This window comes from Pantoea sp. GD03673 (genome assembly GCF_029844725.1).
In the GTDB taxonomy this organism is placed as follows: Bacteria; Pseudomonadota; Gammaproteobacteria; order Enterobacterales; family Enterobacteriaceae; genus Pantoea.
In genome coordinates this window covers 432213-457712 of the sequence record NZ_JAOCKJ010000004.1, presented here as the reverse complement: position 1 = coordinate 457712, position 25500 = coordinate 432213, and the positions used below count along the sequence as shown (strand labels likewise).

26 protein-coding genes and 1 tRNA gene are annotated in these 25500 nt (G+C 59.1%); 18 read left to right on the top strand and 9 right to left on the bottom strand.

The genetic code is table 11. The annotated features are described in order from the left end of the window. Positions 1-65: 65 nt before the first annotated feature. Positions 66-142: transfer RNA gene (locus tag N5J69_RS10395), tRNA-Asp, on the top strand. A 49-nt stretch (positions 143-191) separates the two neighbouring features. Here the strand turns inward: N5J69_RS10395 and N5J69_RS10390 are convergent. Then, a complete protein-coding gene (locus tag N5J69_RS10390) occupies positions 192-1700 on the bottom strand; it encodes an NCS1 family nucleobase:cation symporter-1 (RefSeq protein WP_279770083.1) in 1509 nt (502 codons plus the stop codon). A gap of 145 nt (positions 1701-1845) precedes the next feature. Here N5J69_RS10390 and N5J69_RS10385 point away from each other — a divergent pair, with 145 nt between their 5' ends. From N5J69_RS10385 to puuE, 3 genes are read left to right on the top strand one after another with little or no spacing between them, the layout of a single operon-like run. Continuing rightward, positions 1846-2568 carry a GntR family transcriptional regulator gene (locus N5J69_RS10385; protein ID WP_279770082.1) on the top strand — a complete coding sequence of 241 codons (723 nt, stop codon included), beginning with the start codon at positions 1846-1848 and terminating at the stop codon, positions 2566-2568. Next, positions 2565-3296, top strand: a complete 732-nt coding sequence (hpxA, locus tag N5J69_RS10380) for an allantoin racemase (RefSeq protein WP_279770081.1) — start codon at positions 2565-2567, stop codon at positions 3294-3296. The genes N5J69_RS10385 and hpxA overlap by 4 nt, the downstream gene beginning before the upstream one ends. 32 nt (positions 3297-3328) lie before the next feature. Further along, on the top strand, positions 3329-4282 hold the full coding sequence (puuE, locus tag N5J69_RS10375) for an allantoinase PuuE (protein WP_279770079.1): 954 nt from the start codon (positions 3329-3331) through the stop codon (positions 4280-4282). Between the two features lie 51 nt (positions 4283-4333). Here puuE and hpxZ read toward each other — a convergent pair whose 3' ends face one another. From hpxZ to N5J69_RS10355, 4 genes are read right to left on the bottom strand one after another with little or no spacing between them, the layout of a single operon-like run. Continuing rightward, positions 4334-4714 (bottom strand): oxalurate catabolism protein HpxZ, encoded by a 381-nt coding sequence (gene hpxZ, locus N5J69_RS10370; RefSeq protein ID WP_279770077.1) that lies wholly within the window; start codon positions 4712-4714, stop codon positions 4334-4336. Beyond that, positions 4714-6111 (bottom strand): AtzE family amidohydrolase, encoded by a 1398-nt coding sequence (locus tag N5J69_RS10365; RefSeq protein WP_279770075.1) that lies wholly within the window; start codon positions 6109-6111, stop codon positions 4714-4716. The genes hpxZ and N5J69_RS10365 overlap by 1 nt, the downstream gene beginning before the upstream one ends. Then, entirely contained in the window at positions 6108-6290 is a 183-nt protein-coding gene (gene hpxX / locus N5J69_RS10360; protein ID WP_033731661.1) for an oxalurate catabolism protein HpxX, read from the bottom strand. The genes N5J69_RS10365 and hpxX overlap by 4 nt, the downstream gene beginning before the upstream one ends. Before the next feature lie 12 nt (positions 6291-6302). Next, a complete protein-coding gene (locus N5J69_RS10355; RefSeq protein ID WP_279770074.1) occupies positions 6303-7889 on the bottom strand; it encodes a gamma-glutamyltransferase family protein in 1587 nt (528 codons plus the stop codon). A 138-nt stretch (positions 7890-8027) separates the two neighbouring features. Here N5J69_RS10355 and hpxU point away from each other — a divergent pair, with 138 nt between their 5' ends. The 9 genes from hpxU (at position 8028) to uraH (ending at position 15295) form a co-directional block, all read left to right on the top strand. Next, positions 8028-8867, top strand: coding sequence for a MurR/RpiR family transcriptional regulator HpxU (hpxU, locus tag N5J69_RS10350; RefSeq protein ID WP_279770073.1), 840 nt, complete (start codon positions 8028-8030; stop codon positions 8865-8867). Between the two features lie 191 nt (positions 8868-9058). Continuing rightward, positions 9059-9844 carry a transporter substrate-binding domain-containing protein gene (locus N5J69_RS10345; protein WP_279770071.1) on the top strand — a complete coding sequence of 262 codons (786 nt, stop codon included), beginning with the start codon at positions 9059-9061 and terminating at the stop codon, positions 9842-9844. A 10-nt stretch (positions 9845-9854) separates the two neighbouring features. After that, positions 9855-10523, top strand: coding sequence for an amino acid ABC transporter permease (locus N5J69_RS10340; RefSeq protein ID WP_279770069.1), 669 nt, complete (start codon positions 9855-9857; stop codon positions 10521-10523). Beyond that, positions 10523-11179, top strand: coding sequence for an amino acid ABC transporter permease (locus N5J69_RS10335; RefSeq protein ID WP_279770111.1), 657 nt, complete (start codon positions 10523-10525; stop codon positions 11177-11179). The genes N5J69_RS10340 and N5J69_RS10335 overlap by 1 nt, the downstream gene beginning before the upstream one ends. After that, positions 11160-11891, top strand: coding sequence for an amino acid ABC transporter ATP-binding protein (locus N5J69_RS10330; RefSeq protein ID WP_279770067.1), 732 nt, complete (start codon positions 11160-11162; stop codon positions 11889-11891). The genes N5J69_RS10335 and N5J69_RS10330 overlap by 20 nt, the downstream gene beginning before the upstream one ends. 89 nt (positions 11892-11980) lie before the next feature. After that, on the top strand, positions 11981-13216 hold the full coding sequence (locus tag N5J69_RS10325) for an alanine--glyoxylate aminotransferase family protein (protein ID WP_279770109.1): 1236 nt from the start codon (positions 11981-11983) through the stop codon (positions 13214-13216). Continuing rightward, positions 13213-14466: an allantoate amidohydrolase gene (gene hpxK / locus N5J69_RS10320; protein ID WP_279770064.1), complete on the top strand. Its 1254-nt coding sequence runs from the start codon at positions 13213-13215 to the stop codon at positions 14464-14466. Before N5J69_RS10325 ends, hpxK begins: the two co-directional genes overlap by 4 nt. A 2-nt stretch (positions 14467-14468) precedes the next feature. Then, a complete protein-coding gene (uraD, locus tag N5J69_RS10315; RefSeq protein ID WP_279770062.1) occupies positions 14469-14963 on the top strand; it encodes a 2-oxo-4-hydroxy-4-carboxy-5-ureidoimidazoline decarboxylase in 495 nt (164 codons plus the stop codon). After that, on the top strand, positions 14960-15295 hold the full coding sequence (uraH, locus tag N5J69_RS10310) for a hydroxyisourate hydrolase (protein WP_279770060.1): 336 nt from the start codon (positions 14960-14962) through the stop codon (positions 15293-15295). Before uraD ends, uraH begins: the two co-directional genes overlap by 4 nt. A gap of 22 nt (positions 15296-15317) precedes the next feature. Here uraH and N5J69_RS10305 read toward each other — a convergent pair whose 3' ends face one another. Beyond that, positions 15318-16085: an amidohydrolase gene (locus tag N5J69_RS10305; RefSeq protein ID WP_279770059.1), complete on the bottom strand. Its 768-nt coding sequence runs from the start codon at positions 16083-16085 to the stop codon at positions 15318-15320. Next, complete coding sequence (locus N5J69_RS10300) at positions 16073-17233, bottom strand: pyridoxal phosphate-dependent aminotransferase (protein WP_279770058.1); 1161 nt, start codon at positions 17231-17233, stop codon at positions 16073-16075. The genes N5J69_RS10305 and N5J69_RS10300 overlap by 13 nt, the downstream gene beginning before the upstream one ends. 548 nt (positions 17234-17781) lie before the next feature. Between N5J69_RS10300 and N5J69_RS10295 the strand changes: the two genes are divergently transcribed. From N5J69_RS10295 to N5J69_RS10285, 3 genes are read left to right on the top strand one after another with little or no spacing between them, the layout of a single operon-like run. Further along, positions 17782-18396, top strand: a complete 615-nt coding sequence (locus tag N5J69_RS10295) for a methylthioribulose 1-phosphate dehydratase (protein ID WP_279770057.1) — start codon at positions 17782-17784, stop codon at positions 18394-18396. After that, a complete protein-coding gene (gene mtnC, locus N5J69_RS10290) occupies positions 18393-19076 on the top strand; it encodes an acireductone synthase (protein ID WP_279770055.1) in 684 nt (227 codons plus the stop codon). Before N5J69_RS10295 ends, mtnC begins: the two co-directional genes overlap by 4 nt. A 1-nt stretch (position 19077) precedes the next feature. After that, on the top strand, positions 19078-19620 hold the full coding sequence (locus tag N5J69_RS10285) for an acireductone dioxygenase (RefSeq protein ID WP_279770053.1): 543 nt from the start codon (positions 19078-19080) through the stop codon (positions 19618-19620). Between the two features lie 56 nt (positions 19621-19676). Here N5J69_RS10285 and mtnA read toward each other — a convergent pair whose 3' ends face one another. After that, positions 19677-20699, bottom strand: a complete 1023-nt coding sequence (gene mtnA, locus N5J69_RS10280) for an S-methyl-5-thioribose-1-phosphate isomerase (RefSeq protein WP_279770051.1) — start codon at positions 20697-20699, stop codon at positions 19677-19679. 121 nt (positions 20700-20820) lie between these two features. Between mtnA and mtnK the strand changes: the two genes are divergently transcribed. Further along, entirely contained in the window at positions 20821-22020 is a 1200-nt protein-coding gene (gene mtnK, locus N5J69_RS10275; protein ID WP_279770049.1) for an S-methyl-5-thioribose kinase, read from the top strand. 171 nt (positions 22021-22191) lie between these two features. On the opposite strand, the gene fadE is transcribed toward mtnK, so the two are convergent. Further along, a complete protein-coding gene (gene fadE, locus N5J69_RS10270) occupies positions 22192-24642 on the bottom strand; it encodes an acyl-CoA dehydrogenase FadE (RefSeq protein WP_279770048.1) in 2451 nt (816 codons plus the stop codon). Between the two features lie 253 nt (positions 24643-24895). Here fadE and lpcA point away from each other — a divergent pair, with 253 nt between their 5' ends. Further along, positions 24896-25474, top strand: a complete 579-nt coding sequence (gene lpcA, locus N5J69_RS10265; RefSeq protein WP_013356896.1) for a D-sedoheptulose 7-phosphate isomerase — start codon at positions 24896-24898, stop codon at positions 25472-25474. The last annotated feature ends 26 nt before the right edge of the window (positions 25475-25500 follow it).

Here is a 25500-nt window from a genome sequence, read left to right as displayed (position 1 = left end):
AAAGCGTTGACGCCATAACAGGCTGCCATTACTATGCGCCTCGTTCCCGACGGGGAACAAAGCGCGGAGCGGTAGTTCAGTTGGTTAGAATACCTGCCTGTCACGCAGGGGGTCGCGGGTTCGAGCCCCGTCCGTTCCGCCAATCTCTTTAAAAAAGCCGATTCAGTAATGAATCGGCTTTTTGCTGTCTGCTATTCAGCTGCGGCTTGCTTCTTCTGCGCCATTCCTTTGCCATGCCAGCGGGCAACATCCTCCGCCTCGCGATCTTCACGGGCGATAAAGCGATAGCAGCCTGCCGCCAGACCGGCACCAATAAACCAGCTGAAGTTCGCCACCTGATGCAGTGATGGGATAAAGCTAATCACCAGGCAAATCGCCACCGACGGTAGCAGCGCGGCAATCGCTTTAGGGTTAAAGCCGCCGCGATACCAGTAACGGCCTGCTGGCGTATCGTTAAACAGGTCGTCGACCGAGATACGTCCGCGTTTTATCAGATAGAAATCGGTCAGCAGGATCCCGAACAGCGGCCCGATAAACGATCCCAGCACATCCAGGGTGTAGTGAATCAGCTCAGGCGACTGGAACAGGTTCCACGGCGTTAACAGCACCGAGCCAACGGCGGCGATCATCCCGCCGGTGCGGAAGCTGATTTTCTGCGGTGAACAGTTGGAGAAGTCAAAAGCGGGTGAAACGAAATTCGCCACAATATTGATGCCGATAGTGGCGGTGATCATCGTCAGCAGGCCAATCGCGACCGCCAGATCGTTGCCGACCATGCTCACGGTTTCAATCGGATCGGTAATCATTTTGCCAAACAGCGACTGAGTGCCTGACACAATCACCACGGTTACCACGGAGAACAGCAGGAAGTTAAACGGCAGGCCCCAGCGGTTGCCGCGACGAATCTCTGACATGTTTTTGCCGTAGCGTGAAAAGTCACCGAAGTTCAGCAACGGTCCGGAGAAGTAGGAGACCACCAGCGCCGTCGCCGTAATCATCTGCCACGTTTGCTCGCCTACGGTAAGTGATTTGCTGGCAAGGGTGAAGGAGATGCCATCAAAGCCGGTCTTGTATACAATCCAGCCCGCCAGCGCCACCATGACCACATAGACTGCCGGACCGGCAACGTCGATAAAGCGTTTAATGGCGTTCATCCCATGCCAGAACACCATCGCCTGCAGTAACCACATAATGCCGAAGCAGCACCAGCCCAGCAGCGACAGGCCCAGCCAGTGCGGCACGGTCATTGAGGTCAGCGAAGGCGCAAACTTCAGCAGCACCAGCATCAGGGCATTCGCCGCCAGATAGGTCTGGATACCATACCAGGCGAACGCGATCAGTCCACGGATCACCGCGGGAATGTTCGCACCAAACACGCCAAACGCCTGACGGCAGATGACGGCGTAAGGCACACCCGCCATCTGGCTTGGTTTTGCCACCAGATTTGCACAAATCTGCACGATGCAGATTCCGGCCAGCAGGCAGAGCAGCACCTGCCAGCTGGCTAATCCCAGCGTAAAGAAGCTGGCCGCTACCACGTAGCCGCCCATGCTGTGCACATCGGACATCCAGAAGGAAAAAATGTTGTACCACGACCAGTTCTGATCGCGTGTCGGTGCCAGGTCGTCGTTACAGAGCCGTGGGCTGTAACGGGTACTGGCTTCAGAGGCCGTGCTGGCCACCGTTGTTTGATTTGGCATGAAACCTGCTCCTCTACCCAAGAGTGAAATGAATAAATCTGGTAAATCGGTATTGCAGGATCCAGGCCAGATCTGTTTTCTTGTATACAATATTTACTTTTCACGTATACGATATGTGGCACACAGTGAGCGACCGGAGCAGGTAATGACGCGTAAAACAGGCCAGCGAGACGCCTCCAGGCTGCAGGATAAGGATGAAAGCATTTACCAGGCGTTAATGAACGCTATTGTTGAGCACCAGCTGCCGCCGGGCAGCAAATTGCCGGAAGAGGCCCTTTCCGGGGTCTTTGGCGTGAGCCGCACCGGTATCCGTAAAGTGCTGCAGCGCCTCGCGGCGGTGCAGATGGTGACCCTGACGCCCAAACGTGGTGCGCAGGTCGCCACACCCGGCGTTGAAGAAGCGCGGGACATCTTCTCAACCCGCAGTTTAATGGAGTGCGCCAATCTGCCAGCGGTGCTGGCACATCTGCAGTCGCCGCATCTGGTGGCGCTGGAGCAGCTCATCGCACAGGAGAACCAGGCGCTTACCGCGCATGATGGCCCGGCAGCCATCCGGCTCTCTGCGGCGTTTCATATTCAATTGCAGGCCATCTCCGGTAATCAGGTGCTCACTGGCATGGTGACCAGCCTGACACAGCGATCATCGCTGGTGATTGCCGCTTATGGCGCGCCCTGGCAGCGAGGCTGCCGCTGTGACGATCACGCCAGTTTGCTGACGTTACTGCGCGCGCGCGCACTGGACCCGCTGGTCCAGGCGCTGCAGCATCACTTTGAGCACATCGTTTCCAGCCTGCACTTTGAGCGCAGCGGGGAAACCCTGCCCGATTTTTCACGACTCTTTGCCGCAGGCTCTGGAGCTAACGTATGAGCCTGATTCAGGTCATTAACCCCAACACCAGCCTAATGATGACCGAAACCATCGGTCAGGCCGCACGAGCGGTTGCCGCACCGGGCACCGAAATTCTGGCTGTTTCGCCGTCTCAGGGGGTGCCTTCCATTGAAGGGCACTTTGATGAGGCGATCGCGGCCATCGGTGTCCTGGAGCAGATCAAACTCGGCAGGGACCGTGGCGTCAGCGGCCACGTTATTGCCTGCTTTGGCGATCCGGGCTTACTGGCGGCGCGTGAGCTGGCCAGCGGGCCGGTGATTGGTATTGCGGAAGCCGCGATGCATACCGCCACGCTGCTGGCGACGCGTTTTTCGATTGTCACTACGCTGCCGCGTACGCTGGTGATTGCCCGTCACCTGCTGCAGCAGTATGGCTTTACCCACCACTGTGCCGCCCTGCACGCTATCGATCTGCCGGTGCTGGCGCTGGAAGATGGCAGCGGACTGGCGCAGGAGAAAGTGCGGGAGCGCTGTATCCAGGCCAAACGGGAAGATGGCAGCGGGGCGATTGTGCTCGGCTGCGGCGGGATGGCGACGCTGGCCGCCTCACTGACGCAGGAGCTGGGCCTGCCGGTGATCGACGGCGTCAGTGCGGCGGTCAAAATGGTGGAATCGCTGGTGGCGCTTGGCTTCGGCACCAGCAAACACGGTGATCTGGCCTGGCCTTTGCAGAAACCTCTCTCAGGTGCGTTTGAGCATCTAAACTAACGGAACTTTCCCGAATCAAAACAGGTAGAGTGATGACTGACGCTGCAGAGAAGAAAGAGTACAACTTTAATAAAAACTATCCGCGCGATTTAATCGGCTATGGAGCCCATCCGCCGCACGCCGCCTGGCCCAACAACGCCCGTGTGGCGGTGCAGTTTGTTCTGAACTACGAAGAGGGAGCAGAAAACAGCGTGCTGCACGGCGATGCGGGCTCAGAGCAGTTTCTCTCCGATATCATCGGTGCCGCCAGTTATGCCGACCGTCACATGTCGATGGAGTCACTGTATGAGTACGGCTCCCGCGCCGGTTTCTGGCGCATCCACAATGAGTTCCAGAAGCGCGGTCTGCCGCTGACCGTTTTTGGCGTGGCGATGGCGCTGGCGCGTCACCCGGAAATCGTCGGGGCGATCAAACAGGCGGACTACGATGTGGTCAGCCACGGCTGGCGCTGGATCCACTATCAGGGCATGGATGCGAAGACAGAGCGTCAGCATATGCAGCAGGCGGTCGATGTGCTGGTGGATCTGTTTGGTAAAGCGCCAACCGGCTGGTACACCGGACGCGACAGCCCGAATACCCGTCGGCTGGTGGTGGAGCAGGGTGGTTTCAGCTATGACAGCGACTACTACGGCGACGATCTGCCTTTCTGGACCCAGGTCACCTGTCAGGATGGGACAGTGAAACCGCACCTGATTATCCCCTACACGCTGGAGTGCAACGACATGCGCTTCGCCTCGCCGCAGGGATTCAACACCGCCGAACAGTTCTTCACCTATCTGCGCGACACGTTCGATGTGCTGTACGAAGAGGGGGAGCGTGCGCCGAAGATGATGTCAGTCGGCATGCATTGCCGTCTGCTGGGTCGCCCCGGCAAATTCCGCGCACTACAGAACTTCCTCGATCACATCCAGCAGTATGACGATGTCTGGATCTGCACCCGTCAGCAGATCGCTGACCACTGGATCAACACGCACCCGGCACCGTAAGCCGGTTCCGGCGCTTGCCCTGCGTTGATCGGGCGAAGCGCCGGACGGGTATCAGCTCATCAGACTGACCTGCGCTGCCACGATGCACCAGCCGTGGGGCATTCGCACCCATGTCTGTTGCTGACGGCCAATTTTGTCGCTGCTGGCGCGGGTAAATTCGGTGCTGCAGACCGCATAATCCTCGCCGAAGGTGGTAATCACGGTGTTGCGCAGCGTCCGGTTCAGCCCGGCTGACGGACGTGCGGCACGGAAGGCCCGAATCTCCTCAATGCCATACAGATTCTCACCTGCGCCAAGGCGCACGGTGCGCGGGTCGTGCCAGAACAGGGCATCCAGTTCGGCCACATCATTGCTGACCAGCGCCTGCTCGTAGCGATAAAACTGCGCCGTCACCTCGGTGAGCACGTGCGGTAAATTAATCTCTCTGTTCATCAGGCTCCTGCCATCGTGATCTGCGGCATGGTGATGCCGCGTTGTTCCAGTGCCCAGGCGGCACGTAAAACCGCCTCTTCGTTAAACGGACGGGCGATAAGCTGTAAGCCAATTGGCAGACCACTTTTGGTCGCCAGCGGTACGGTACAGACCGGTAATCCCAGGAACGATATGGGCTGCGTCAGCATCCCCATGCTCGCTTTGGCGGGCAGTGACTCACCCTGAATTGTCAGCGTCTGCTGACCAATAGCGATCGCACTGCAGGGCGTTGCCGGGGCAATCAGCACATCGAACCGATCAAACAGCGGTAACACCTGCTGCTGAAAATGGCGACGGAAGCGCTGTGCCTGCACATACCAGGCCCCTGGCATCATGGCACCGGCCAGCAGACGCTCACGTGAGTTCGGTTCAAACTGCTCAGGCACCTGGCGCAGGGCGGGCAGATAATGATTACCGCCTTCTGCAGCCGTCATAATAAACGCCGCCGAGCGTGCCAGCTCCGCTTCCGGCATCAGCACCTCTTCCTGCGCATTCAGCGCGGCCGCAACCACCGCGACGGCCGCACGGGCATCCTCATCGCACCAGCGGGCAAAAAAACCGCCCAGCACGCCGCAGCGTAATCCCTCGCTGCCCTGTGATAGCCCCGACAGCGTCGCGGCCAGCGGACGATCGGCCTGAAACGCATCGGCACGATCAGCTCCCTGCAACTGGTCATAAACCAGCGCCAGGTCTTCAACCCGCCGGGCCAGCGGGCCGATATGGTCAAGGCTGGCGACAAACGGATGGCTGCCGCTGCGTGACAGACGGCCAAAAGTGGGCTTGAGGCCGAAAATACCGCACAGCGACGCGGGCACCCGGATCGAGCCATTGGTGTCAGTGCCGAGCGAAAAGTGGACCAGGCCGGCGGCCACTGCGGCGGCCGAACCGCCTGACGAGCCACCCGCCACACGGCTTAAATCGCGCGGATTGTGCGTTGCACCATAGTGGCTGTTTTCGGTGGTAAAGCCATACGCATAGGCATCCATATTCAGCATGCCCGACAGCAGCGCACCAGCGTGACGCAGTTTATCGACCGCAAACGCATCTGCCTCTGCCGCAGGGCGATCGCTGAACAGGCTGGCACCTGCCAGTGTGCTGTGACCCGCCACATCAAACAGATTTTTCACGGCATAAGGGATGCCCGCCAGCGGTGGCAGGGTTTCGCCGCGCTGACGCTGTGCATCAATGGCGCTGGCCTCTTTCAGCATGCGTGGCCCGGTGACTTCCGTCCAGGCGTTCAGCGCCGGATTGTGCTGTTCAACCGCCTGCAGCGTGCTCTTTGCCACCTCCAGCGCGCTGATCTCGCCCTTTTGAATCGCCTGTTGCAGCGTCTGAATTGAAACGTCACCTAATCTCATGCCTGATACACTCCTGCCACTTCCAGCCGATCATCCAGCGGGAATGCCATCAGCGGCGCAGCCATCTCCGCAATGCGCGACAGCTGGATCAGCAGTTCAGCGCGGCGGGCCTCATCCAGTTCCAGTTGCAGGATCTGCTCCATATGGCCGATGTAGCTGGCCCAGTCGTGTTGATTCATGATTCGCTCCTGTTAAAAACCGGCGGCGCTGCCGTTACTGCGTGGATCGCTTGCGCCTTCAAACATGCCGTTGCTGTGGCGCACAATCGCGCCTGCATGGCCCACGGATTCGCTGAAGTCCGGCAGCCGTTCCACCTCATGCCCCCACAGACGCAGCATCAACACCGTTTCGTCGTCAAACCGGCCTTCCAGTTTCAGTGAGTCGGACGATTGCCCCCAGGTGCGGCCGAGCAGCCAGCGCGGCGCACTGACCGCCTGCTGTAACGGCAGGCCCTGAATCACATGGCGGGTAAAAATTGCGGCCTGCGTCTGCGGCTGCCCATCGCCGCCCATCGCGCCATAGACCATCGTACGGCCATCTTTCAGCCGCGCGGCGGCGGGATTCAGGGTATGAAACGGCTGCTTGCCGGGTGCCAGCGCCAGCAAATGGTCAGGGTCCAGTCTGAACGCAGCGCCCCGATTCTGCCAGGTAATGCCCGTGCCGGGCAGCACCACGCCGCTGCCAAACTCGTGATAGATGCTCTGAATGAAGGAGACGGCCAGACCGCTGCTGTCCATTACGCCCATCCAGACCGTATCACCCGGCCCGCGCCCGTTGCCCCAGGCTGCGGCCTCGCCATCGACGATCTGGCTGGCGAGCGTATCGAGGTGATCGCTATCCAGCAGCGCCTGCACATCTTCGGTGACGTGACGCGGATCGGTGATGTGCTGGTCGCGCAGCGCAAAGGCTTTTTTGGTGGCCTCAACAATGCGGTGTACGGTCTGCGCGTCGTCAGCGCCCGCCATCTCCAGACGATCGGTGATGCCCAGGATCGCCAGCGACACCACGCCCTGAGTCGGCGGAGCGATATTCCAGATGTCGCCCTCGCGATGAGACAGATGCAGCGGTATCGTGCGACGGGCGCGATGCTGCTGCAGATCGGCCAGCGTCACCGGCATGCCCAGCGTGGCCATCTCATCAGCCATATGGTGCGCCAGCGGGCCGCGATAAAAACTGTCGAGCCCCTCTTCAGTAAGCTGACTCAAGGTGTTCGCCAGTGCGGGCTGGGTAAAACGGCTGCCCGGCTGCGGCACATCGCCGTCAGGCATAAAGGTGGCGCTGAAGCCGGGCTGATGCTGCAACTCACTGCGGAACGTCGCGGTAGCGGCGGCCTGTGAAGCGGTCACCGGGATCCCGTCGGCGGCATAGCGAATGGCATCGCGCAGCAGACGGGCCAGCGGCAGCGGGGGTGTGCCCAGCTCTGCGGAGAGCGTCAGTGCCTCCTGCCAGCCGCTGACGGTTCCGGCCACGGTCAGCGCTGCTTTGGGGCCGCGATGTGGGATCTTCGGGTGATCGGCGTAAAAATCGCGGTGAGCCAGCGAACCGGCCGCGCCGCTGGCGTCGATAGCAACAGGATCGCCGCCGGGCGGCAGAATCAGCCAGAAACCATCGCCGCCCAGTCCGTTCATGTGCGGGTAGACCACGGCGATGGTCGCCGCCGCCGCCACCATCGCGTCAATCGCGTTACCGCCATCACGCAGCACCGCGAGCGCACTTTCACTCGCCAGATGGTGCGGCGTCACCGCCATCCCCTGCGGGGCCATATTGCTTTGAATCATTTTCTTCTCGTTATCCGGGTGACAGAACCCTTTACAAAGCAAGAGCTGTTCCAGTTTTCAGACTGCGCTGACAATGTGGCGGTTAACCTGGCGTAAATTGTGCTAGCTTCTGCTGAAACAAAAGTTACAGGACGCGTTATGAAACAGCTTGATGAACGACTCAGAAGTCACTATCCCCAGCTCTCGCCCCAGGAGCAGCGCATTGCCGACTTCGTGTTTGACCATTTTGACGATCTGATCAGCTACAACAGCGCCGAACTGGCGCGGCTCAGTGGTGTGTCGAAAGCCACGGTCAGTCGGTTGTTTAAGCGTCTGGGCTACGAAAAGTACAAGGATATGCGTGATGAGTTACGCATCCTGCGCCAGAGCGGTATGCCGCTGACCGATAACCGTGATGCCGTCCAGGGCAATACGCTGCTGGCGCGCCACTACAAGCAGGAGATGGCTAACCTGACGCAGTGGGTGAACAGCCTGGATGCCCGGCACTTCAATGAAGTGATTCAGCAGCTGGCGCAGGCTAAGCGCGTCTTTATCATCGGTATGCGCAACGCCTATCCGGTGGCGCTGCATCTGCGACAGCAGCTGGTGCAGGCGCGTTCGCAGGTGCATATCCTGCCGCAGCCCGGCCAGACGCTGGCTGAGGAGCTGGTGGATATGACGCCTGAGGATATGGTAATCGTGATGGCGTTTCGTCGCCGTCCGCGCATCATTCGCCCGCTGATGCAGCAGATGCAGGCTGCCGGTATCCCGCTGCTGGCGCTGTGTGAGCCGCAGGCGCAGACGGTGATTTCGCTGGCCCGCTGGCAGCTCTGTACGCCGCTCGACAGCGTTTCCGCCTTTGACAGTTACAGTGCAGCCATGAGCCTGGTGAACCTGATTGCCAATGCCCTGCTGCATGAAATGCTGGCACAGGGACGTCAGCGAATTCACCAGATCGCCGACCTTTATCAGCAGTTTGACGAGCTGGAGCACCGTTAACAGGCACCATTTTGGTGCTTTGCCCCATTTCAGAACACCTCTTCTCCGGCGTAGTCACCCCGATTACGCCCGATTTATGCTGAACTCTCTGCCGCTTAACCCTTTTTTTGTTAACGCCCGGATTGGCACATTAGTTGCAGATTGCATGTCAAAGAATCTTTTGTTTCACGTTAATCTCACCGGGGTGCATAATGAAAAAAGTTTTAATGGCGGTTGCGACGGCGGCATTACTGATGGCTCAGGCGGGAAGCGCGCTGGCCGATCAACTGCAGGACATCCAGAAGCGCGGCGTTATCCGTATCGCCGTGCCGCAGGATTTCCCGCCGTTTGGCTCGGTCGGTACTGACCTGCAGCCGCAGGGTTATGACATCGACACGGCAAAATATCTGGCAAAGCAGATGAAACTTAAGTTGCAGCTGGTGCCGGTCAGCAGTGCCAACCGCGTGCCTTATCTGCAAACCGATAAGGTCGATCTCGTCATCTCCAGCATGGGTAAAAATGCTGAACGCGAAAAAGTGATCGACTTTACCCGTGCCTACGCGCCGTTCTTCCTGGGCGTATTCGGTCCGAAGGGCGATGAGATCAAAGCGGCATCTGCCCTGAGCGGTAAGTCGATTGGCGTCACGCGCGGTGCGGTAGAAGATATGGTGCTCAGCGAAGTGGCACCGAAAGATGCGCAGGTTAAACGCTACGAAGATAACAACACCACCTTGTCTGCGTATCTCTCGGGTCAGGTGCAGTATGTGGCGACCGGCAACCTGGTGGTCGCCGCGATTGCGCGACAGAATCCGGCCAAAGCGCCCGTTGCGCAGTTTATGCTGAAAGATTCTCCCTGCTATATCGGCCTGAAGAAAGATCAGCCTGCGCTGAAAGCGAAAGTGAATGAGCTGATTGAGCAGGGCATCAAAGATGGCACCCTGAATAAACTGTCCGAAGAGTGGCTGAAAGCGCCGCTGCCCGCCAGCCTTGGCGTCTGAGGACGGATTCATGACCGGGCAACTGAACTTTCCCGCCCTGTGGCCTTACTGGCCGGAGCTGCTCTCCGGCCTGTGGGTCACCATCCAGCTGACGGTGCTGGCAACCACAGGCGGTGTGGCGATCGGCATTGCAGGCGCAGCGCTGCGCAGCGGTAAACCCAGCTGGATAAGCCGCCTGTGGGGCATCTATGTTGAGCTGATCCGCAATACGCCGTTTGTGGTGCAACTGTTCTTTATCGTTTTCGGTCTGCCCGCTCTGGGGCTGAAACTTACCGCTGGCGAGGCCGCCCTGCTGGCGATGCTGATCAACCTCGGGGCTTACAGCACTGAGATTATCCGCGCCGGGATTCAGGTGACGCCAAAAGGGCAGTGGGAAGCGGGACGGGTGCTGGGGTTAACCCGCAGCCAGACGTTTCTGCGGGTAGTGCTGCCGCCTGCGCTGCAGCGCATTTATCCGGCGCTGGTCAGTCAGTGCATCATCGTGATGCTGGGGTCGTCAGTGGTGTCGCAGGTCTCCTACGAGGAGCTGACCTTCGCCGCTAACCTGATCCAGTCACGCACCTTCCTGAGTTTTGAGGTCTATCTGGTGACCACGCTGATCTATCTGGCGTTGTCGATTGCGATGCGCCATCTGCTGCTGGCGATTGGCCGTAAATGGTTTGGAGTGCAGCCATCATGATGACGACCTTTACCGACTGGGACATCCTGCGCAACCTGCTGCTGGCGGCGCGCTGGACCCTGTTACTGTCGCTGGTGGCCTTTGTTGGCGGAACGCTGGTCACGCTGCCGCTGCTGTTTATGCGTCTGCTGCAGCGTAAGTGGCTCACGCGTGCAATACGGGGTTATACCGCGCTGTTTCAGGGCACGCCGCTGCTGATGCAGCTGTTCCTGGCGTTTTTTGGCGTCGGCCTGTTCGGCATTGATGTTGCCCCCTGGACCGCCGCCTCGCTGGCGCTGACCTTCTACACCAGCGCCTTTCTGGTGGATATCTGGTACGGCAGCATCCGCGCGCTGCCGAAAGGGCAGTGGGAAGCGTCGCGCTGCCTGGGCCTGACTTTTGGTCAGACGCTGTGGCGGGTGGTGGCTCCGCAGGCAATCCGCATCGGTATTGCGCCGACAGTGGGATTTGCCGTGCAGGTCATCAAGGGCACTGCGCTGGCGTCGATTATCGGTTTTATCGAGCTGACGAAAGCGGGCACCATTCTGAACAACGTGACCTATCAGCCGTTTAAAGTCTTTGGGCTGGTAGCGCTGGGCTACTTCCTGATGTGTTATCCGCTGTCTCGCTACAGCCAGTATCTGGAGAAAAAATTCAATGCCGCTCATCACCATTAATCAGGTGCAAAAATATTACGGCGACAACCATGTGTTGAAAGGCGTGGATCTGGATATCGACATGGGCGAGGTGATCTCCATCATCGGCCGCAGTGGATCGGGTAAAAGCACGCTGCTGCGCTGCATGAACGGACTGGAAGGCTATCAGGAAGGCAGCATTAAGCTCGGTGGGATGACCATTACCGATCGCGACTCGCAGGCGCGTGAAATCAGCCGCTCGGTGGGGATGGTGTTTCAGAACTTCAACCTGTTCCCGCACATGACGGCGCTGGAGAACGTGATGCTGGCACCGCGCCGAGTGCTGAAAAAAAGCGACGCCGAGTGCCGGGCGCTGGCGGCGCAGATGCTGGAGAAGGTCGGGCTGGGCGAACGCCTTAACTACTATCCTGCCAGCCTCTCCGGCGGTCAGCAGCAGCGTGTGGCGATCGCCCGTGCGCTGGCGATGACGCCGAAAGTCTTACTCTGTGATGAGATCACCTCCGCGCTCGATCCTGAACTGGTGGGCGAAGTGCTCAAAGTTCTGGAGCAGCTGGCGGCAGAGGGCATGACCCTGATCCTCGTCACGCATGAAATGAACTTCGCCCGTGACGTGGGCGATCGTGTGGTCTTTATGCATCAGGGGCGCGTCTGGGAGCAGGGCGACAGTAAAACGCTGTTCGCACAGCCGCAGTCGCCAGAGCTGAAGCAGTTTATCTCTTCGGTTCGTCTCTAATTCAATGGTCTGACAGGCACAAAATGTCACGGCCCAGGGCCAGAATGGCAAACACAACGGCCTGCCAGACGTTATAAAAGGAAAAGATGATGGATATTACGCACTACCCGCAACTGAATCCGCCACAGCGTCTGCTGATGGGGCCGGGGCCAATCAACGCCGATCCACGGGTGCTGCGCGCCATGTCGAGCCAGCTGCTGGGTCAGTACGATCCTGCGATGACCCACTACATGAATGAAGTGATGGCGCTTTATCGCGGCGTGTTCCGCACAGAGAACCGCTGGACGCTGCTGGTTGATGGCACGTCACGTGCCGGTATCGAATCTATTCTGCTGTCGTCTATCCGCCCCGGTGACAAAGTGCTGGTGCCGGTGTTTGGCCGCTTCGGGCATCTGCTGTGCGAAATTGCCCGCCGCTGTCGTGCAGACGTTCATACCATTAACGTGCCGTGGGGCGAGGTCTTTACCCCCGACCAGATTGAAGATGCGATCAAAAAAGTCCGACCGCGCCTGCTGCTGACGGTGCAGGGCGACACCTCGACCACCATGCTGCAGCCGCTTGAGCAGCTGGGGGCGATCTGCAAACAGTATGGCGTGCTGTTCTACACCGATGCCACCGCGTCGCTGGCGGGTAACGCACTGGAAACGGATGCATGGGGGCTGGATGCGGTGTCAGCGGGCATGCAGAAATGCCTGGGCGGCCCATCGGGCACGTCGCCGATCACCCTGAGCGCAGAGATGGAAGCGGTGATCCGCAAACGCAAATGCGTGGAGCAGGGGATCCGCACCGAAGCGCATCAGGATGGCGAAGAGGAGATGATCTACTCCAACTATTTTGATCTCGGCATGATCATGGATTACTGGGGCCCGGAGCGGCTCAACCATCACACCGAAGCCACGAGTGCGCTGTTTGGTGCGCGTGAATGCGCCCGGCTGATCCTGCAGGAGGGGCTGGACAACGGCATCGCCCGTCACAAACTGCACGGTGAAGCGATGCTGAAAGGCATTCAGGGGATGGGACTGGAAACCTTCGGCGATCTCAAAAACAAAATGAACAACGTGCTGGGCGTGATGATCCCGTCAGGGGTTAATGGCGATCAGGTGCGCAAGCTGATGCTGGAAGATTTCGGCATTGAAATTGGCACCTCGTTTGGCCCGCTGCATGGCAAAGTGTGGCGCATCGGCACGATGGGTTATAACGCCCGTAAAGATTGCGTGTTGCAGACGCTATCAGCGCTGGAAACGGTACTGACTTACGTCGGCCATCGCACGCCGCAGGGCGCGGGCGCGCAGGCCGCCTGGGATCACTACGGGAGCCAGGCATGATGATGAGCGCCAGCGAAGCCCAGGTCGCGGCACAGCGCGTGATGGCACGCTGCGACGCGCTGGCCGCGATCAGCGAAACGGGCGAGGGGCTGACCCGCGTCTACCTCTCGCCAGAACATCTGCGCGCCAACGCCTGCGTCGGTGAGTGGATGCAGGCGGCGGGCATGCGGGTGTGGCAGGATGCGGTTGGCAATATCTGTGGGCGCTACGAGGCAGCAGAAGCCGGTGCGCCCGCGCTGTTGCTCGGCTCGCATCTTGATACGGTGCGCAACGCCGGTCGCTACGACGGGATGCTGGGCGTGCTCAGCGCCATTGAAACCGTGCAGTGGCTTAACGAACATCAGTGTCGCCTGCCGCTGGCGATTGAAGTGATTGGCTTCGGCGACGAAGAGGGCACCCGTTTTGGCATTACGCTGCTTGGCAGCCGTGGCATTACCGGCAGCTGGCCGCAAAGCTGGGTGACCCATCCTGATGGCAACGGCATTACCGTGGCGCAGGCGATGGCCGATGTTGGTCTCGACAGCGAGGCGATCCAGACGGCGGCGCGGCGGGTTGAGGATATCGTCGGGTATCTTGAGCTGCACATTGAGCAGGGCCCCTGTCTGGAGCAGGCAGATCTGGCGCTGGGTGTGGTCACGGCGATTAACGGTGCGCGCCGCCTCAACTGCCGTTTTACCGGCGAAGCGGGGCATGCGGGAACGGTGCCGATGACTCACCGCAAAGATGCACTGGCTGCTGCCGCTGAATGGATGGTCTTTATCGAGCAGACCACCCGTGAGCAGGACCCGCAGCTGGTCGCCACCGTCGGTACGCTTAACTGTGCGCCGGGTGCGGTGAATGTGATTCCAGGCGAGGTTTCGCTGTCGCTGGATGTGCGCGGTCCGCTGGACACGCCGCTGGAGACGCTGCTCTCCAGCCTGTTAACCCAGGCGGAGGCGATAGCGCTGCGGCGTGGGCTTCAGTTTGAATCGAACGAATATTATCGCATCGGCGCTACCGCCTGTGACTCCGGGCTGCAACAGGCGCTGAGCCATGCGGTGGAAACGGTGCAGGGCCGCAGCCTGTCACTGCCGAGTGGTGCCGGGCATGACGCCATCGCCATCGCTGAACGCTGGCCGGTCGGCATGTTATTTGTGCGTAACCATCGCGGCATCAGTCACCATCCGGCAGAGTCGGTGGCGGCAAAGGATGTGGCACCTGCTTTGCAGGCCTATTTACAGGCGGTCACGCTGATTGCCGGACGGAGCTGAACATGGAATTAGCCACATTTAATCAGCTGGCGGCTGACGAGGCCCAGGTGGCCATCCGGCACTGTGTGGCGATCCCGCACTGGCAGCAGTCGCTGGTGGCGGCAAGGCCTTTTGCCACCACCGACGCGCTACTGGCCACCGCCGATGCGCTTGCCCGCCAGTGGCAGCAGCCCGATCTTGCGGCAGCCCTGTCGGCGCATCCCCGCATTGGTGAACGCGCCGCTGGTGCAGATAAAGAAGCGACCCTGTCGCGTGGTGAGCAGTCTGCGATGCAGCAGGCCGGTCACGCCCTGCAGCAGGCGATGCAGCAGGGCAATCAGGCGTACGAAGCGCGTTTTGGCCGGGTGTTTCTGATTCGCGCAAAAGGGCGCAGTGGCGAGCAGATGCTGGCAGAGTTGCAGCGTCGGTTGCAGAATAGCGATTCTGCTGAGCAGCAGGAGGCGCTGGATCAGCTGCGCGAAATTACCCTGTTACGCCTTAAGGAGACGATGCAATGAGTACCGTTACCACCCATATTCTGGACACCGCGCTGGGCAAACCCGCCAGCGGCGTGGCGATTTCACTGGAGCAGAACAGCCCGGAAGGCTGGTTTCCCGTTTCACAGGGTCAAACGGACAGCGACGGGCGTCTGAAAGATCTGACGCCAGAGCCGCTGACGCCGGGCCATTACCGTTTAACCGCAGAAATTGGCGACTATTTTGCCGTCGCTGGCCGGGATGCGCTCTACGTCAGTGCGCAGATTGATTTTATGATTGCCGAGGCGGGCAGCCATTTCCATCTGCCGTTTCTGATTTCGCCCTGGTCCTGGTCAACGTATCGCGGCAGCTAGGGGTAACTGCCGCGCCCGTGATTTACAGCGAAAAACGATCCGCATCCTGCCAGGCCGGGAAACGCTCGCGGTAAGCCTGAAGCGCCTCAAGCGACAGCACGGCATCCAGCCGGGCGCGCTGATGCGGCTCAGCCGCGCTGAGAATGTCACCCTGCGGTGAAATAATCTGGCTGTCGCCGCTGTAGTGATGCTGATTGCCGTCACTGCCGACGCGATTACAGCCAGCCACATAAGCCTGATTTTCAATTGCCCGCGCTAACAGCAGCGCCTGCCAGTGCAGAGCGCGTGGCGCAGGCCAGTTGGCGACATAGAGCGCCAGATCGTAATCGTTGCGGTTGCGCGAGAAGACCGGAAAGCGCAGGTCGTAACAGATCTGCGGCAGAATGCGCCAGCCGCGCCACTCAACCACCTGACGCTGATCACCAGGCAGATAGTGATGATGCTCATCCGCCATGCGGAACAGGTGACGCTTATCATACTGATGCAGCGTGCCGTCCGGTTCGACCAGCAGGAAGCGGTTTACCGCGCCGTTGTCGGTCTGAATAGCCGCGCTTCCGCCGACCAGTGCATCAGTGCGGCGGGCATGCTGATGCAGCCATTCCACCACCTGCGCCTGCGGCAGCGAGCTTTTTGCCGCTTCCATCGCAAAGCCGGTGGTAAACATCTCCGGCAGTACAATCAGATCGCGGCCGGTGAGTCCGTCCAGCTGTGCGTCAAAATGGCGCAGGTTGGCTTCGCCATCCATCCAGCTCAGCGTCTCCTGCAAAACGGTAATTTTTAAAGCTGACATAAGCGCTCCGCGGCGGCATCTAATGTCGCCGGTTGTTTGGCAAAACAGAGACGAATCAGTTTATGCGGGAAAGGATCGGCGCAGAAGACCGACAGTGGAATAGCGGCGACGCCCACTTCGCGTGTCAGCCACTGGCAGAAACTGACATCATCCCGATCGGAGATGGCGCTGTAATCCACCAGCAAAAAGTAGGTGCCCTCGCAGGGAAGGACGTTAAAGCGGCTGCTGCTCAGGGCCGTTGCCAGCCGATCGCGGCGGTCACGATAAAACGCGGGCAGCGCAAGATAGTGTTCCGGATGCTCACGCAGCATATCGGCAATCGCCAGCTGTGCTGGCGTGTTTACCGAGAAGGTAAGGTACTGATGCACCTTGCGCAGTTCAGCGCTGATCGCCGCAGGGGCAATGCAGTAGCCCACTTTCCAGCCGGTCATGTGGAAGGTCTTGCCAAACGACGAGACCGCAATGGCGCGCTGACGCAGTTCCGGATGGGCCAGCACGCTGGCGTGTCCCGCCTCATCGAAGCAGATGTGCTCATAAACTTCGTCGCTCAGCACATAGACCGGCAGCCCGGCAATTGCCTGCCACAGCGCGGCAAAATCCTGCTGCTGCCAGACGGTCGCCGAAGGATTATGCGGCGTATTCAGGATCACCAGCCGGGTTTTGTCACTCAGCAGCTCAGCAAATGCCTGCCAGTCCACCCGGAAGGCGGGCGGCTGCAGCGTAATGCGTTTCATGACGCCGCCTGATAACGTCACCGCAGGCGCATAGCTGTCGTAGCTGGGATCAAAGCAGATGACTTCATCACCCGGCCGCACCAGCGCGGTAATCGCCGCATAGAGCGCTTCGGTTGCGCCCGCCGTCACTGTAACGTCCGTTTCCACATCAGGACGATAGTCATACAGCCGGGCGGTCTTCTCTGCAATTGCCTCACGTAACGGCAGCGCACCGGTCATCGGGGCATACTGGTTCGCGCCCTGGCTGACGTGATACGCCAGCCGCTGCTGCAGATAGTCCGGGCCGCTAAAATCGGGAAAGCCCTGCGAGAGATTAATGGCGTTGTGCTGCTGTGCCAGCGCACTCATCTGGCTGAAAATCGTGGTGCCGAGTAAAGGAAGCTTACTCTCGGGGATCAGGTTGTGCTGCGTCATGGTGTCAGGCCTTAAGCGCGAAGATTGATGCGGTGTCACCCGGTGTTTGTGCCACTATAAACAGGATGGTAGTATTTGGCAATCAAGACGCTTAGACGGCTAAATGCGTCATGCTCCACCTCTCTTCTGCGTTGGTTGCGCTTGCTTACCCCGGTCACTTACTCATGTAAGCTCCGGGGATAAGCGCACTTGCCGCCTTGTCCTGCCGACATGCTCCGTGCGTCAGCGGCGTTGGCTGCGCTTGCTTACCCCGGTCACTTACGCATGTAAGCTCCCGGAGATAAGCGCACTTGCCGCCTTGTCCTGCCGACATGCTCCGTGCGTCAGCAGCGTTGGCTGCGCTTGCTTACCCCGGTCACTTACTCATGTAAGCTCCCGGGGATAAGCGCACTTGCCGCCTTGCTGACACACGGATCATTTGGCAGGACCTGGAGAAGAGGATTCGAAAGTCACGTACGCTTGCTGGCTGTTTAACATTTTTGCGCTGTTGTATTTTCATTATCATTATCTGAGCCACCTGTGATCACATTTCACCGCAAGGAACCTTTATGTCGCAGAGTCTTCCGTTAGATCAGCTGGTCGCCGCCTGTCACTGGATTGGGGCGAAAGGCTGGGCACCGGCCACCGGCGGGAATATGTCCGTGCGCCGCGATGAGCATGTCTGCCTGCTGAGTGAATCGGGCAAAGATAAAGGCACGCTGACGCGGGATGACTTTATCGAGGTCGATATTGCCACCAGCCAGTCGCTTTCTGGCCGTAAGCCGTCGGCAGAAACCGGTCTGCACACGATGATCTATCGCCTCTTTCCTGAAGCGGGTGCGGTACTGCATACCCATACGGTAAATTCCACCGTGCTGTCGCGGGTGGAGCAGGGCGCGGCGCTGCTGCTGCACGGCTACGAGATGCAAAAATCGCTAAGCGGCCAGCACACGCATCTGGATACGCTGGCTATTCCCGTGTTCGATAACAGCCAGGGTATTGCGGCGCTGGCGTCAGAAATTGAAGATTACGCCGCCCGCTTTCCGCTGCGTTACGGTTTTCTGCTGCGCGGCCACGGTTTAACCTGCTGGGGCCGGGATGTCAGCGAAGCGCGCCGTCATCTGGAAGGTCTGGAATTTTTATTTGAATGTGAACGTCAACGTCGCCTGCTGGAGAAAGCATGATTCGCGCCATTGTTACTGATATCGAAGGCACCACCAGCGATATTCGCTTTGTACATAACATCCTGTTTCCCTATGCCCGTCAGCATCTGCCTGCCTTCCTGCGTGACAATGCCCAGCAACCTGAAGTTGCGGCGGCGCTGCAGTCAGTGCGTGAAGAGGCCGGTCAGCCGCAGGCTGATCTGGCTGCCGTGACGGATATTTTGCTCGGTTTTATGGATCAGGATCGTAAATCAACCGGCCTGAAAGCGCTGCAGGGCATGATCTGGCGCGACGGCTACGTGAACGGCAGTTTTACCGGTCATCTCTACCCCGACGTCCAGCCTGCGCTGCGCCGCTGGAAGGCGCAGGGCATTGAACTTTATGTATATTCCTCTGGCTCGGTTGCGGCGCAAAAATTGTTATTTGGCTACAGCGACGAAGGTGATATTACTGGCCTGTTCAGCGGCTATTTTGACACGCATGTGGGTGCCAAACGCGAGGTTTCAGCCTATCGCGCTATCGCCGCTGAAATTGGCCAGCCAGCGGCGCAACTGCTGTTTCTCTCCGATATTCATCAGGAACTGGATGCCGCCGCAGAGGCGGGCTGGCAGACGCTGCAATTACTGCGTGGCGATGCGGACGGCGAGAGCCGCCATCGTCAGGTGACGGATTTTTCCCAGATTAACCCGGAGTCGATTTAGGATGAGCGCACTGACTATTTTTACCGACCGCGAAGCCAGCCAGCCGGTATGGCAGAGTACCGATGCGGACGCGATTCGTGAACGCCTGAACGCCAAAGGCGTCCGTTTTGAGCGCTGGGAAGCCGATCGCGATTTGGGTGAAAACCCGGATGCGGAAACGGTGATCAACGCCTATCAGCATGCGATCGACCGGCTGGTGGCGGAGAAGGGCTATCAGAGCTGGGACGTGATTAGCATGCGCGCCGATAATCCGCAGAAAACCGTGCTGCGCGAGAAGTTTCTCAATGAGCATACGCACGGCGAAGATGAGGTGCGTTTCTTTGTTGAGGGCGCCGGGCTGTTCTGTCTGCATCTGGATGGCGAGATCCTCCAGATCCTCTGTGAAAAGAACGATCTGATCTCGGTGCCCGCAGGCACGCCGCACTGGTTTGATATGGGGTCGTCACCGCACTTCACGGCTATCCGCATTTTCGATAATCAGGAAGGCTGGGTAGCGAACTTCACCGGCGATAAGATTGCGGATGCCTATCCGCGTCTGGCGTAGTCAGCCTGTCGATCAGGCGAGGCGTTTACCGTGAGCGGCACACGCCTCGCAGAGGGTTACTGTGGCTGGAAGATGCCATCCCGTACCTGGTCAGGCGTGACCACGCCGGTATCCAGTACCCAGCCGCTGATCAGGGCGGCGGGCGTGACATCGAACGCCGGATTACAGACTTTCGCTGTTTCCGGTGCCCACTGCACGCTGCCAAAACTGCCTGCCACGCCCGTCACTTCGCTTGCGGCGCGCTGCTCAATGGGAATCGCTGCGCCGTCAGGGCAACTGCGGTCCAGCGTGGTATGCGGGGCCGCTACGTAAAACGGAATCTGATGATAATGGGCGAGCACTGCCAGGCTGTAGGTGCCGATTTTATTTGCGACATCGCCATTGGCAGCAATGCGGTCAGCGCCGACCCACACCGCATCCACTTCTCCACGGGCCATCAGGCTGGCAGCCATGGAATCGGTAATCAACGTGTAGGGCACCGCCAGCTCGCCCAGTTCCCAGGCGGTTAACCGGCCGCCCTGCAACAGCGGGCGGGTTTCATCCACCCAGACATTCGTGATCAGACCCTGCTGATGCGCACGGGCAATGACGCCCAGCGCCGTGCCTGTGCCAGCGGTGGCCAGCCCGCCGGTATTGCAGTGGGTCAGCAGCTGGCTGTTGGGTTTCACCAGCGTGCAACCCGCCTCCGCAATGGCGTCACACAGCTGCTTATCCTCTTGTACCAGTCGCCAGGCTTCCTCAGCCAGCGCGGAGATAAAGTCCGGCTGCGCCAGCGCCAGTTTCATCCGGTCAAGATTGTTCATCAGGTTGACAGCCGTCGGACGGGCGGCCCGCAGGGTCTCCAGCGCCTGCGCCAGTTCCGTATGCGTTTGTCCCTGTTCTGCCAGCAGAGCCAGCAGCAGCGAGGCGGAGAGGCCGATCAGCGGTGCACCGCGCACCCGCAGCGCATGAATATGTTCAACCAGCCCGGCCACGCTGTGCGCGGGCAGCCAGTTTTTTTGCTGCGGCAGCGCCTGCTGATCGAGGATCCAGAGCTGATTATCACGAACCTGTAAGCTGGTGGTTTGAAGTGTCTGCATTGTGGGTGAAATCCATGTTGCGTTAATGATGCGTATTGTGCCAACATGCTGAACGGATGTATAGACGTCTGAACGGCTTATTACACCTGAGTGACCCCCTTCGAATGATGAGGAACAGGCAATGTCGCAATACCGTACTTTTACTGCTGCTGATGCTGTGGAATATGCCCGACAATTTGGCGGCGTGGACAATCCTGCCGCGCTGAGCAGCGCAGAAGAGATTGGTGATGGCAACCTCAACCTGGTGTTTAAAATCTATGACGATCAGGGCAGGAGTCGGGTGGTGGTTAAGCAGGCGCTGCCGTATGTGCGCTGCGTGGGGGAGTCCTGGCCCCTGACGCTGGATCGGGCGCGGCTGGAAGCGCAGACCCTGGTCGAGCACTATAAATATTGTCCGCAGCACACGGTGAAGATCACCCATTATGATGCGGATCTGGCGGTGATGGTGATGGAAGATCTCTCCAGCCATCGCATCTGGCGCGGCGAGCTGGTGAAGGGCGCTTATTACCCGGAAGCGGCTCAGCAGTTAGGCAACTATCTGGCACAGACCCTGTTTCATACGTCCGATTTCATTCTGCATCCGCACCAGAAAAAAGCGGAAGTGGCGCGTTTCATTAATCCGGAAATGTGTGAAATCACCGAGGATCTTTTCTTTAACGATCCCTACACCGATCATGAGCGTAACAGCTACCCTGACGCGCTTGAGCCGCTGGTCGCCAGCCTGCGGAATGATGATGCGCTACGCATTGCCGTCGGCGGTCTGAAGCATCGCTTTTTTGCGCATGCCGAAGCGCTGCTGCATGGTGATATTCACAGTGGCTCGATTTTCGTGGCTGACGGCAGCCTGAAGGCGATCGATGCGGAGTTCGGGTATTTTGGTCCGGTGGGGTTTGATGTTGGTACTGCGGCAGGCAACCTGCTGATTAACTACTGCGCGCTGCCGGGCCTGCTGCCTCCGCGTGACGCTGCCGATGCTCGTGAGCAGCGTCTCAGCGATGTTCACACCCTCTGGTCAACCTTTGCGTCAGGCTTCCTGGCGCTGGCAGCAGAGAAAACCCGCGATGAGGCACTGGCTTATCCTGGCTATGCGGAGGCGTTTTTACGTAAAGCCTGGGCCGATACCATCGGTTATTGCGGCACCGAACTGATTCGCCGCACGGTGGGGATGTCACACGTGGCGGATATGAAGCTGATTGCCGATCCGGCGATGCGCACGGACTGCATTGGTAACGCGATTAACCTGGGACGCACGCTGATTCTGGCGGCCGATCATGTTGATGATGTGGATGCGCTGATTGCCCGCATCCGCCAGGCAGGATAAAAAAAGGCCGACAGGATGTCGGCCTCGAAAAACAGTACTGTCTCAGGGAGCCTACGCCCTCCGTAAAGACGCCAAAAACGCCATCCCTGGCCTGCTACGCTTTACTCCGGGCGCAGGCGCCCATCGCTTTAAGTTCAGTACCCGGTGCCGACATCACATCGGCACTGAATCCTATGCCGCCTCGCTGGTGCGCGACGCGGGCTGAGGGGCTTTCTCCGGCACCGGAACTGCCAGTGCATCTGGCTCAAACTCATCCACGTTGATGGAGCGCAGACGGCTGGCCTCAGCACGCTGTAACACTTCCGCTTCCTTCGCATCAATCCAGCCCTGTTCCAGCGCACGCTTCGCCAGCGCATCCAGGCGGGTAAAGGAGAGGTGCTGCTTCGTCTGTTTGCACAGCCTGTCATGGATCACTTCTGCCGCCATCACATCCTGCAATGCCTGTTCCAGCTGACCGGCAGGGTTGTGCTCACTCGGCGTCAGGTACATGCCACGACCCAGACGGCTGCGGGTGGCTGACGGCTGCTGCAGCATTTTTGCCAGCTGATGATCCAGACGGTCAGACGGCGCAGGGCAGTGATGCCCGCCTGCAAAAATGGTCATCCGCAATGCACCCGCCACCAGACGGTTCGGGAAGTTGCGCAGCAGGTCGTCGATGGCGACTTCCGCCTGATGCAGCGCATCCTGCACGCCCCAGTGAACCAGCGGCAGATCGGCTTCGTTGCGACCTTCATCGTCATAGCGTTTCAGCGTCGCGGAGGCGAGATAGAGCTGGCTCAGCACATCGCCCAGACGCGCCGAGATACGCTCACGACGTTTCAGGCTGCCGCCCAGTACGGCCATCGACACATCAGAGAGCAGCGCCAGGTTGGCACTGATGCGGTTCAGGTGCTGATAGTAACGGCGAGTGCCATCGCGGGTCGGGCTGGCGCTGGTGCGTCCGGCGGTTAAGCCCAGCCACAGGCTGCGCAGGGTGCTGCTGCCGACATGACCGATATGGCTGAACAGCGCCTGATCAAACGCGTTCACATCGTTGCTGGCTGCCGCCGCCATCTCCTGCAGCACATAAGGATGGCAGCGAATAGCACCCTGTCCGAAGATAATCATGCTGCGGGTCAGAATGTTAGCGCCTTCCACGGTGATGGCGATGGGCGCACCCTGATAGGCACGGGCCAGGAAGTTGCTGTTGCCGAGCATAATGCCTTTACCGCCAGCAATATCCATGGCGTCGATAATGGCGCGCTGACCGCGATGGGTGCAGTGATATTTCACAATCGCCGACAGCACCGCTGGTTTTTCACCCTGCATAATACCGGCCGTAATCAGCGTGGCCGCCGCATCCATCACATAAGCGTTACCGGCAATGCGCGCCAGCGGCTCTTCAATTCCTTCCATTTTACCGATTGATACCCGGAACTGACGGCGGATATGGGCATAAGCGCCTGTCGCCAGCGCCACCGTTTTCAGGCTGCCGGTTGAGTTCGATGGCAGCGTAATGCCGCGTCCCACTGACAGACATTCCACCAGCATCCGCCAGCCCTGACCGGCCATTTCCGGGCCGCCGATAATATAGTCAATCGGCACAAAGATGTTGTTGCCGCGTGTCGGCCCGTTCTGGAACGGCACGTTAAGCGGGAAGTGGCGATGGCCAATTTCCACGCCGGGTGTATGGGTTGGGATCAGCGCACAGGTAATGCCAGGATTTTCGTTGTCGCTGAGCAGATGATCCGGGTCGGAGAGTTTAAAGGCCAGACCCAGTACGGTAGCGACAGGTGCCAGCGTAATGTAGCGCTTGTTCCAGGTCAGTCGCATGCCCAGCACCTGCTGACCCTGCCATTCGCCCATGCAGACTACGCCGGTATCGGGGATTGCACCGGCATCTGAACCTGCTTCCGGGCTGGTCAGCGCGAAGCAGGGGATCTCTTCACCGCGTGCCAGTCGCGGCAGATAGTGATTTTTCTGCTCTTCCGTACCGTAGTGTTGCAGCAGTTCGCCCGGACCGAGTGAGTTAGGCACGCCCACGGTAATCGCCAGGATCCCTGAGACGCCCGACAGTTTTTGCAGCACGCAGGCCTGCGCATAAGCGGAGAAATTCAGTCCGCCATACTCTTTTTTGATGATCATCGCGAAGAAACGATGCTCTTTCAGGTAGGCCCAGAGTGCCGGTGGCATATCGGCCAGCTCATGGGTGATCTGAAAATCGCTGGCCATGCGGCAGGCTTCTTCAACCGGGCCATCAAGAAACGCCTGTTCTTCGGCGGTCAGGCGCGGCTGCGGGTAGTTATGCAGCTTCTGCCAGTCCGGTTTGCCCTGGAACAGATCGCCCTCCCACCAGGTGGTGCCCGCATCAATCGCTTCTTTCTCGGTGCGCGACATCGGCGGCATCACCTTTTGGAAGCGCTGGAAGATCGGCTTCGAGAACAGGCTGCGACGCAGCGATGGCAGGTTAAACGGCAGCAGGATGATCGCCAGCGGCAGCAGAAGCCATGGCGTCCAGAGGTGCGCGACAGCCATCGCGGCAGTCCACAGCAGCAGAATCACGCTGCTGAGCTGCAACGACAGGCGGTGATAGAACAGGGCGCCAATTAGCGCCACCGTGGCAAGTATCGAAACAACCATCATAATGAACCGCTCCAAGTAGTAAGAGGTCTGACCTGTTATGTAGAGAGGTTTAGAGCAGTTGGAGGGATTTATCAATTTGTTTACATCGCAATTACAACCTGCCTCACAAAAACCGTTTTTAGCCCATTTTTGCATCAATGGTGGCAATGATAATCGCCGCCGTGGCCTGGCCGGACATGGCATGACGCTTTGCGCTGACCGGCCATTCCGTTAAACTTGCTGCGATTAACCTCTCCTAAAAAAGGACATCCCTATGTACCAGGACATCATCCGCTCTGAGCTTAATGAAGCTGCTGATACGCTGACTAAATTCCTCAGCGATGACGCCAATATTCATGCGATCCAACGTGCTGCGGTGCTGCTGGCCGACAGCTTCAAGGCGGGCGGCAAGGTGCTTTCCTGCGGAAACGGCGGTTCCCATTGCGATGCAATGCATTTCGCCGAAGAGCTGACCGGTCGCTACCGTGAAAATCGTCCTGGCTATCCGGCGATTGCCATCTCAGATGTCAGTCATCTCTCCTGCGTCAGTAACGATTTTGGCTACGACTATGTCTTTTCGCGCTATGTGGAAGCGGTAGGGCGTCCGGGCGACGTGCTGCTGGGCCTTTCAACGTCCGGTAACTCTGCCAATATCATTAAAGCGATTGAAGCTGCCCGTGCGCAGGGGATGAAAGTGATCACCCTGACCGGTAAAGATGGCGGTAAGATGGCAGGCAGTGCCGATATTGAAATACGCGTGCCACACTTTGGTTATGCTGACCGTATCCAGGAGATTCACATTAAAGTGATCCACATCCTGATGCTGCTGATTGAAAAAGAGATGGTGAAGTAATTGTGCTGGCCTCCTGCCGGACGGGA

Excerpts from the sequence above, each read along its gene's own strand:
- mtnK (WP_279770049.1), top strand. The coding sequence starts at position 20,821 with ATGTCGCAATACCGTACTTTTACTGCTGCTGATGCTGTGGAATATGCC.
- hpxA (WP_279770081.1), top strand. The coding sequence starts at position 2,565 with ATGAGCCTGATTCAGGTCATTAACCCCAACACCAGCCTAATGATGACC.
- mtnA (WP_279770051.1), bottom strand. The coding sequence starts at position 20,699 with ATGCAGACACTTCAAACCACCAGCTTACAGGTTCGTGATAATCAGCTC.
- mtnC (WP_279770055.1), top strand. The coding sequence starts at position 18,393 with ATGATTCGCGCCATTGTTACTGATATCGAAGGCACCACCAGCGATATT.
- N5J69_RS10345 (WP_279770071.1), top strand. The coding sequence starts at position 9,059 with ATGAAAAAAGTTTTAATGGCGGTTGCGACGGCGGCATTACTGATGGCT.
- uraH (WP_279770060.1), top strand. The coding sequence starts at position 14,960 with ATGAGTACCGTTACCACCCATATTCTGGACACCGCGCTGGGCAAACCC.
- N5J69_RS10340 (WP_279770069.1), top strand. The coding sequence starts at position 9,855 with ATGACCGGGCAACTGAACTTTCCCGCCCTGTGGCCTTACTGGCCGGAG.
- uraD (WP_279770062.1), top strand. The coding sequence starts at position 14,469 with ATGGAATTAGCCACATTTAATCAGCTGGCGGCTGACGAGGCCCAGGTG.
- N5J69_RS10390 (WP_279770083.1), bottom strand. The coding sequence starts at position 1,700 with ATGCCAAATCAAACAACGGTGGCCAGCACGGCCTCTGAAGCCAGTACC.
- N5J69_RS10325 (WP_279770109.1), top strand. The coding sequence starts at position 11,981 with ATGGATATTACGCACTACCCGCAACTGAATCCGCCACAGCGTCTGCTG.
- fadE (WP_279770048.1), bottom strand. The coding sequence starts at position 24,642 with ATGATGGTTGTTTCGATACTTGCCACGGTGGCGCTAATTGGCGCCCTG.
- N5J69_RS10285 (WP_279770053.1), top strand. The coding sequence starts at position 19,078 with ATGAGCGCACTGACTATTTTTACCGACCGCGAAGCCAGCCAGCCGGTA.
- lpcA (WP_013356896.1), top strand. The coding sequence starts at position 24,896 with ATGTACCAGGACATCATCCGCTCTGAGCTTAATGAAGCTGCTGATACG.
- N5J69_RS10385 (WP_279770082.1), top strand. The coding sequence starts at position 1,846 with ATGACGCGTAAAACAGGCCAGCGAGACGCCTCCAGGCTGCAGGATAAG.
- hpxK (WP_279770064.1), top strand. The coding sequence starts at position 13,213 with ATGATGATGAGCGCCAGCGAAGCCCAGGTCGCGGCACAGCGCGTGATG.
- N5J69_RS10355 (WP_279770074.1), bottom strand. The coding sequence starts at position 7,889 with ATGATTCAAAGCAATATGGCCCCGCAGGGGATGGCGGTGACGCCGCAC.
- puuE (WP_279770079.1), top strand. The coding sequence starts at position 3,329 with ATGACTGACGCTGCAGAGAAGAAAGAGTACAACTTTAATAAAAACTAT.
- N5J69_RS10365 (WP_279770075.1), bottom strand. The coding sequence starts at position 6,111 with ATGAGATTAGGTGACGTTTCAATTCAGACGCTGCAACAGGCGATTCAA.
- N5J69_RS10305 (WP_279770059.1), bottom strand. The coding sequence starts at position 16,085 with ATGTCAGCTTTAAAAATTACCGTTTTGCAGGAGACGCTGAGCTGGATG.
- N5J69_RS10295 (WP_279770057.1), top strand. The coding sequence starts at position 17,782 with ATGTCGCAGAGTCTTCCGTTAGATCAGCTGGTCGCCGCCTGTCACTGG.
- N5J69_RS10335 (WP_279770111.1), top strand. The coding sequence starts at position 10,523 with ATGACGACCTTTACCGACTGGGACATCCTGCGCAACCTGCTGCTGGCG.
- hpxZ (WP_279770077.1), bottom strand. The coding sequence starts at position 4,714 with ATGAACAGAGAGATTAATTTACCGCACGTGCTCACCGAGGTGACGGCG.
- N5J69_RS10300 (WP_279770058.1), bottom strand. The coding sequence starts at position 17,233 with ATGACGCAGCACAACCTGATCCCCGAGAGTAAGCTTCCTTTACTCGGC.
- hpxX (WP_033731661.1), bottom strand. The coding sequence starts at position 6,290 with ATGAATCAACACGACTGGGCCAGCTACATCGGCCATATGGAGCAGATC.
- N5J69_RS10330 (WP_279770067.1), top strand. The coding sequence starts at position 11,160 with ATGCCGCTCATCACCATTAATCAGGTGCAAAAATATTACGGCGACAAC.
- hpxU (WP_279770073.1), top strand. The coding sequence starts at position 8,028 with ATGAAACAGCTTGATGAACGACTCAGAAGTCACTATCCCCAGCTCTCG.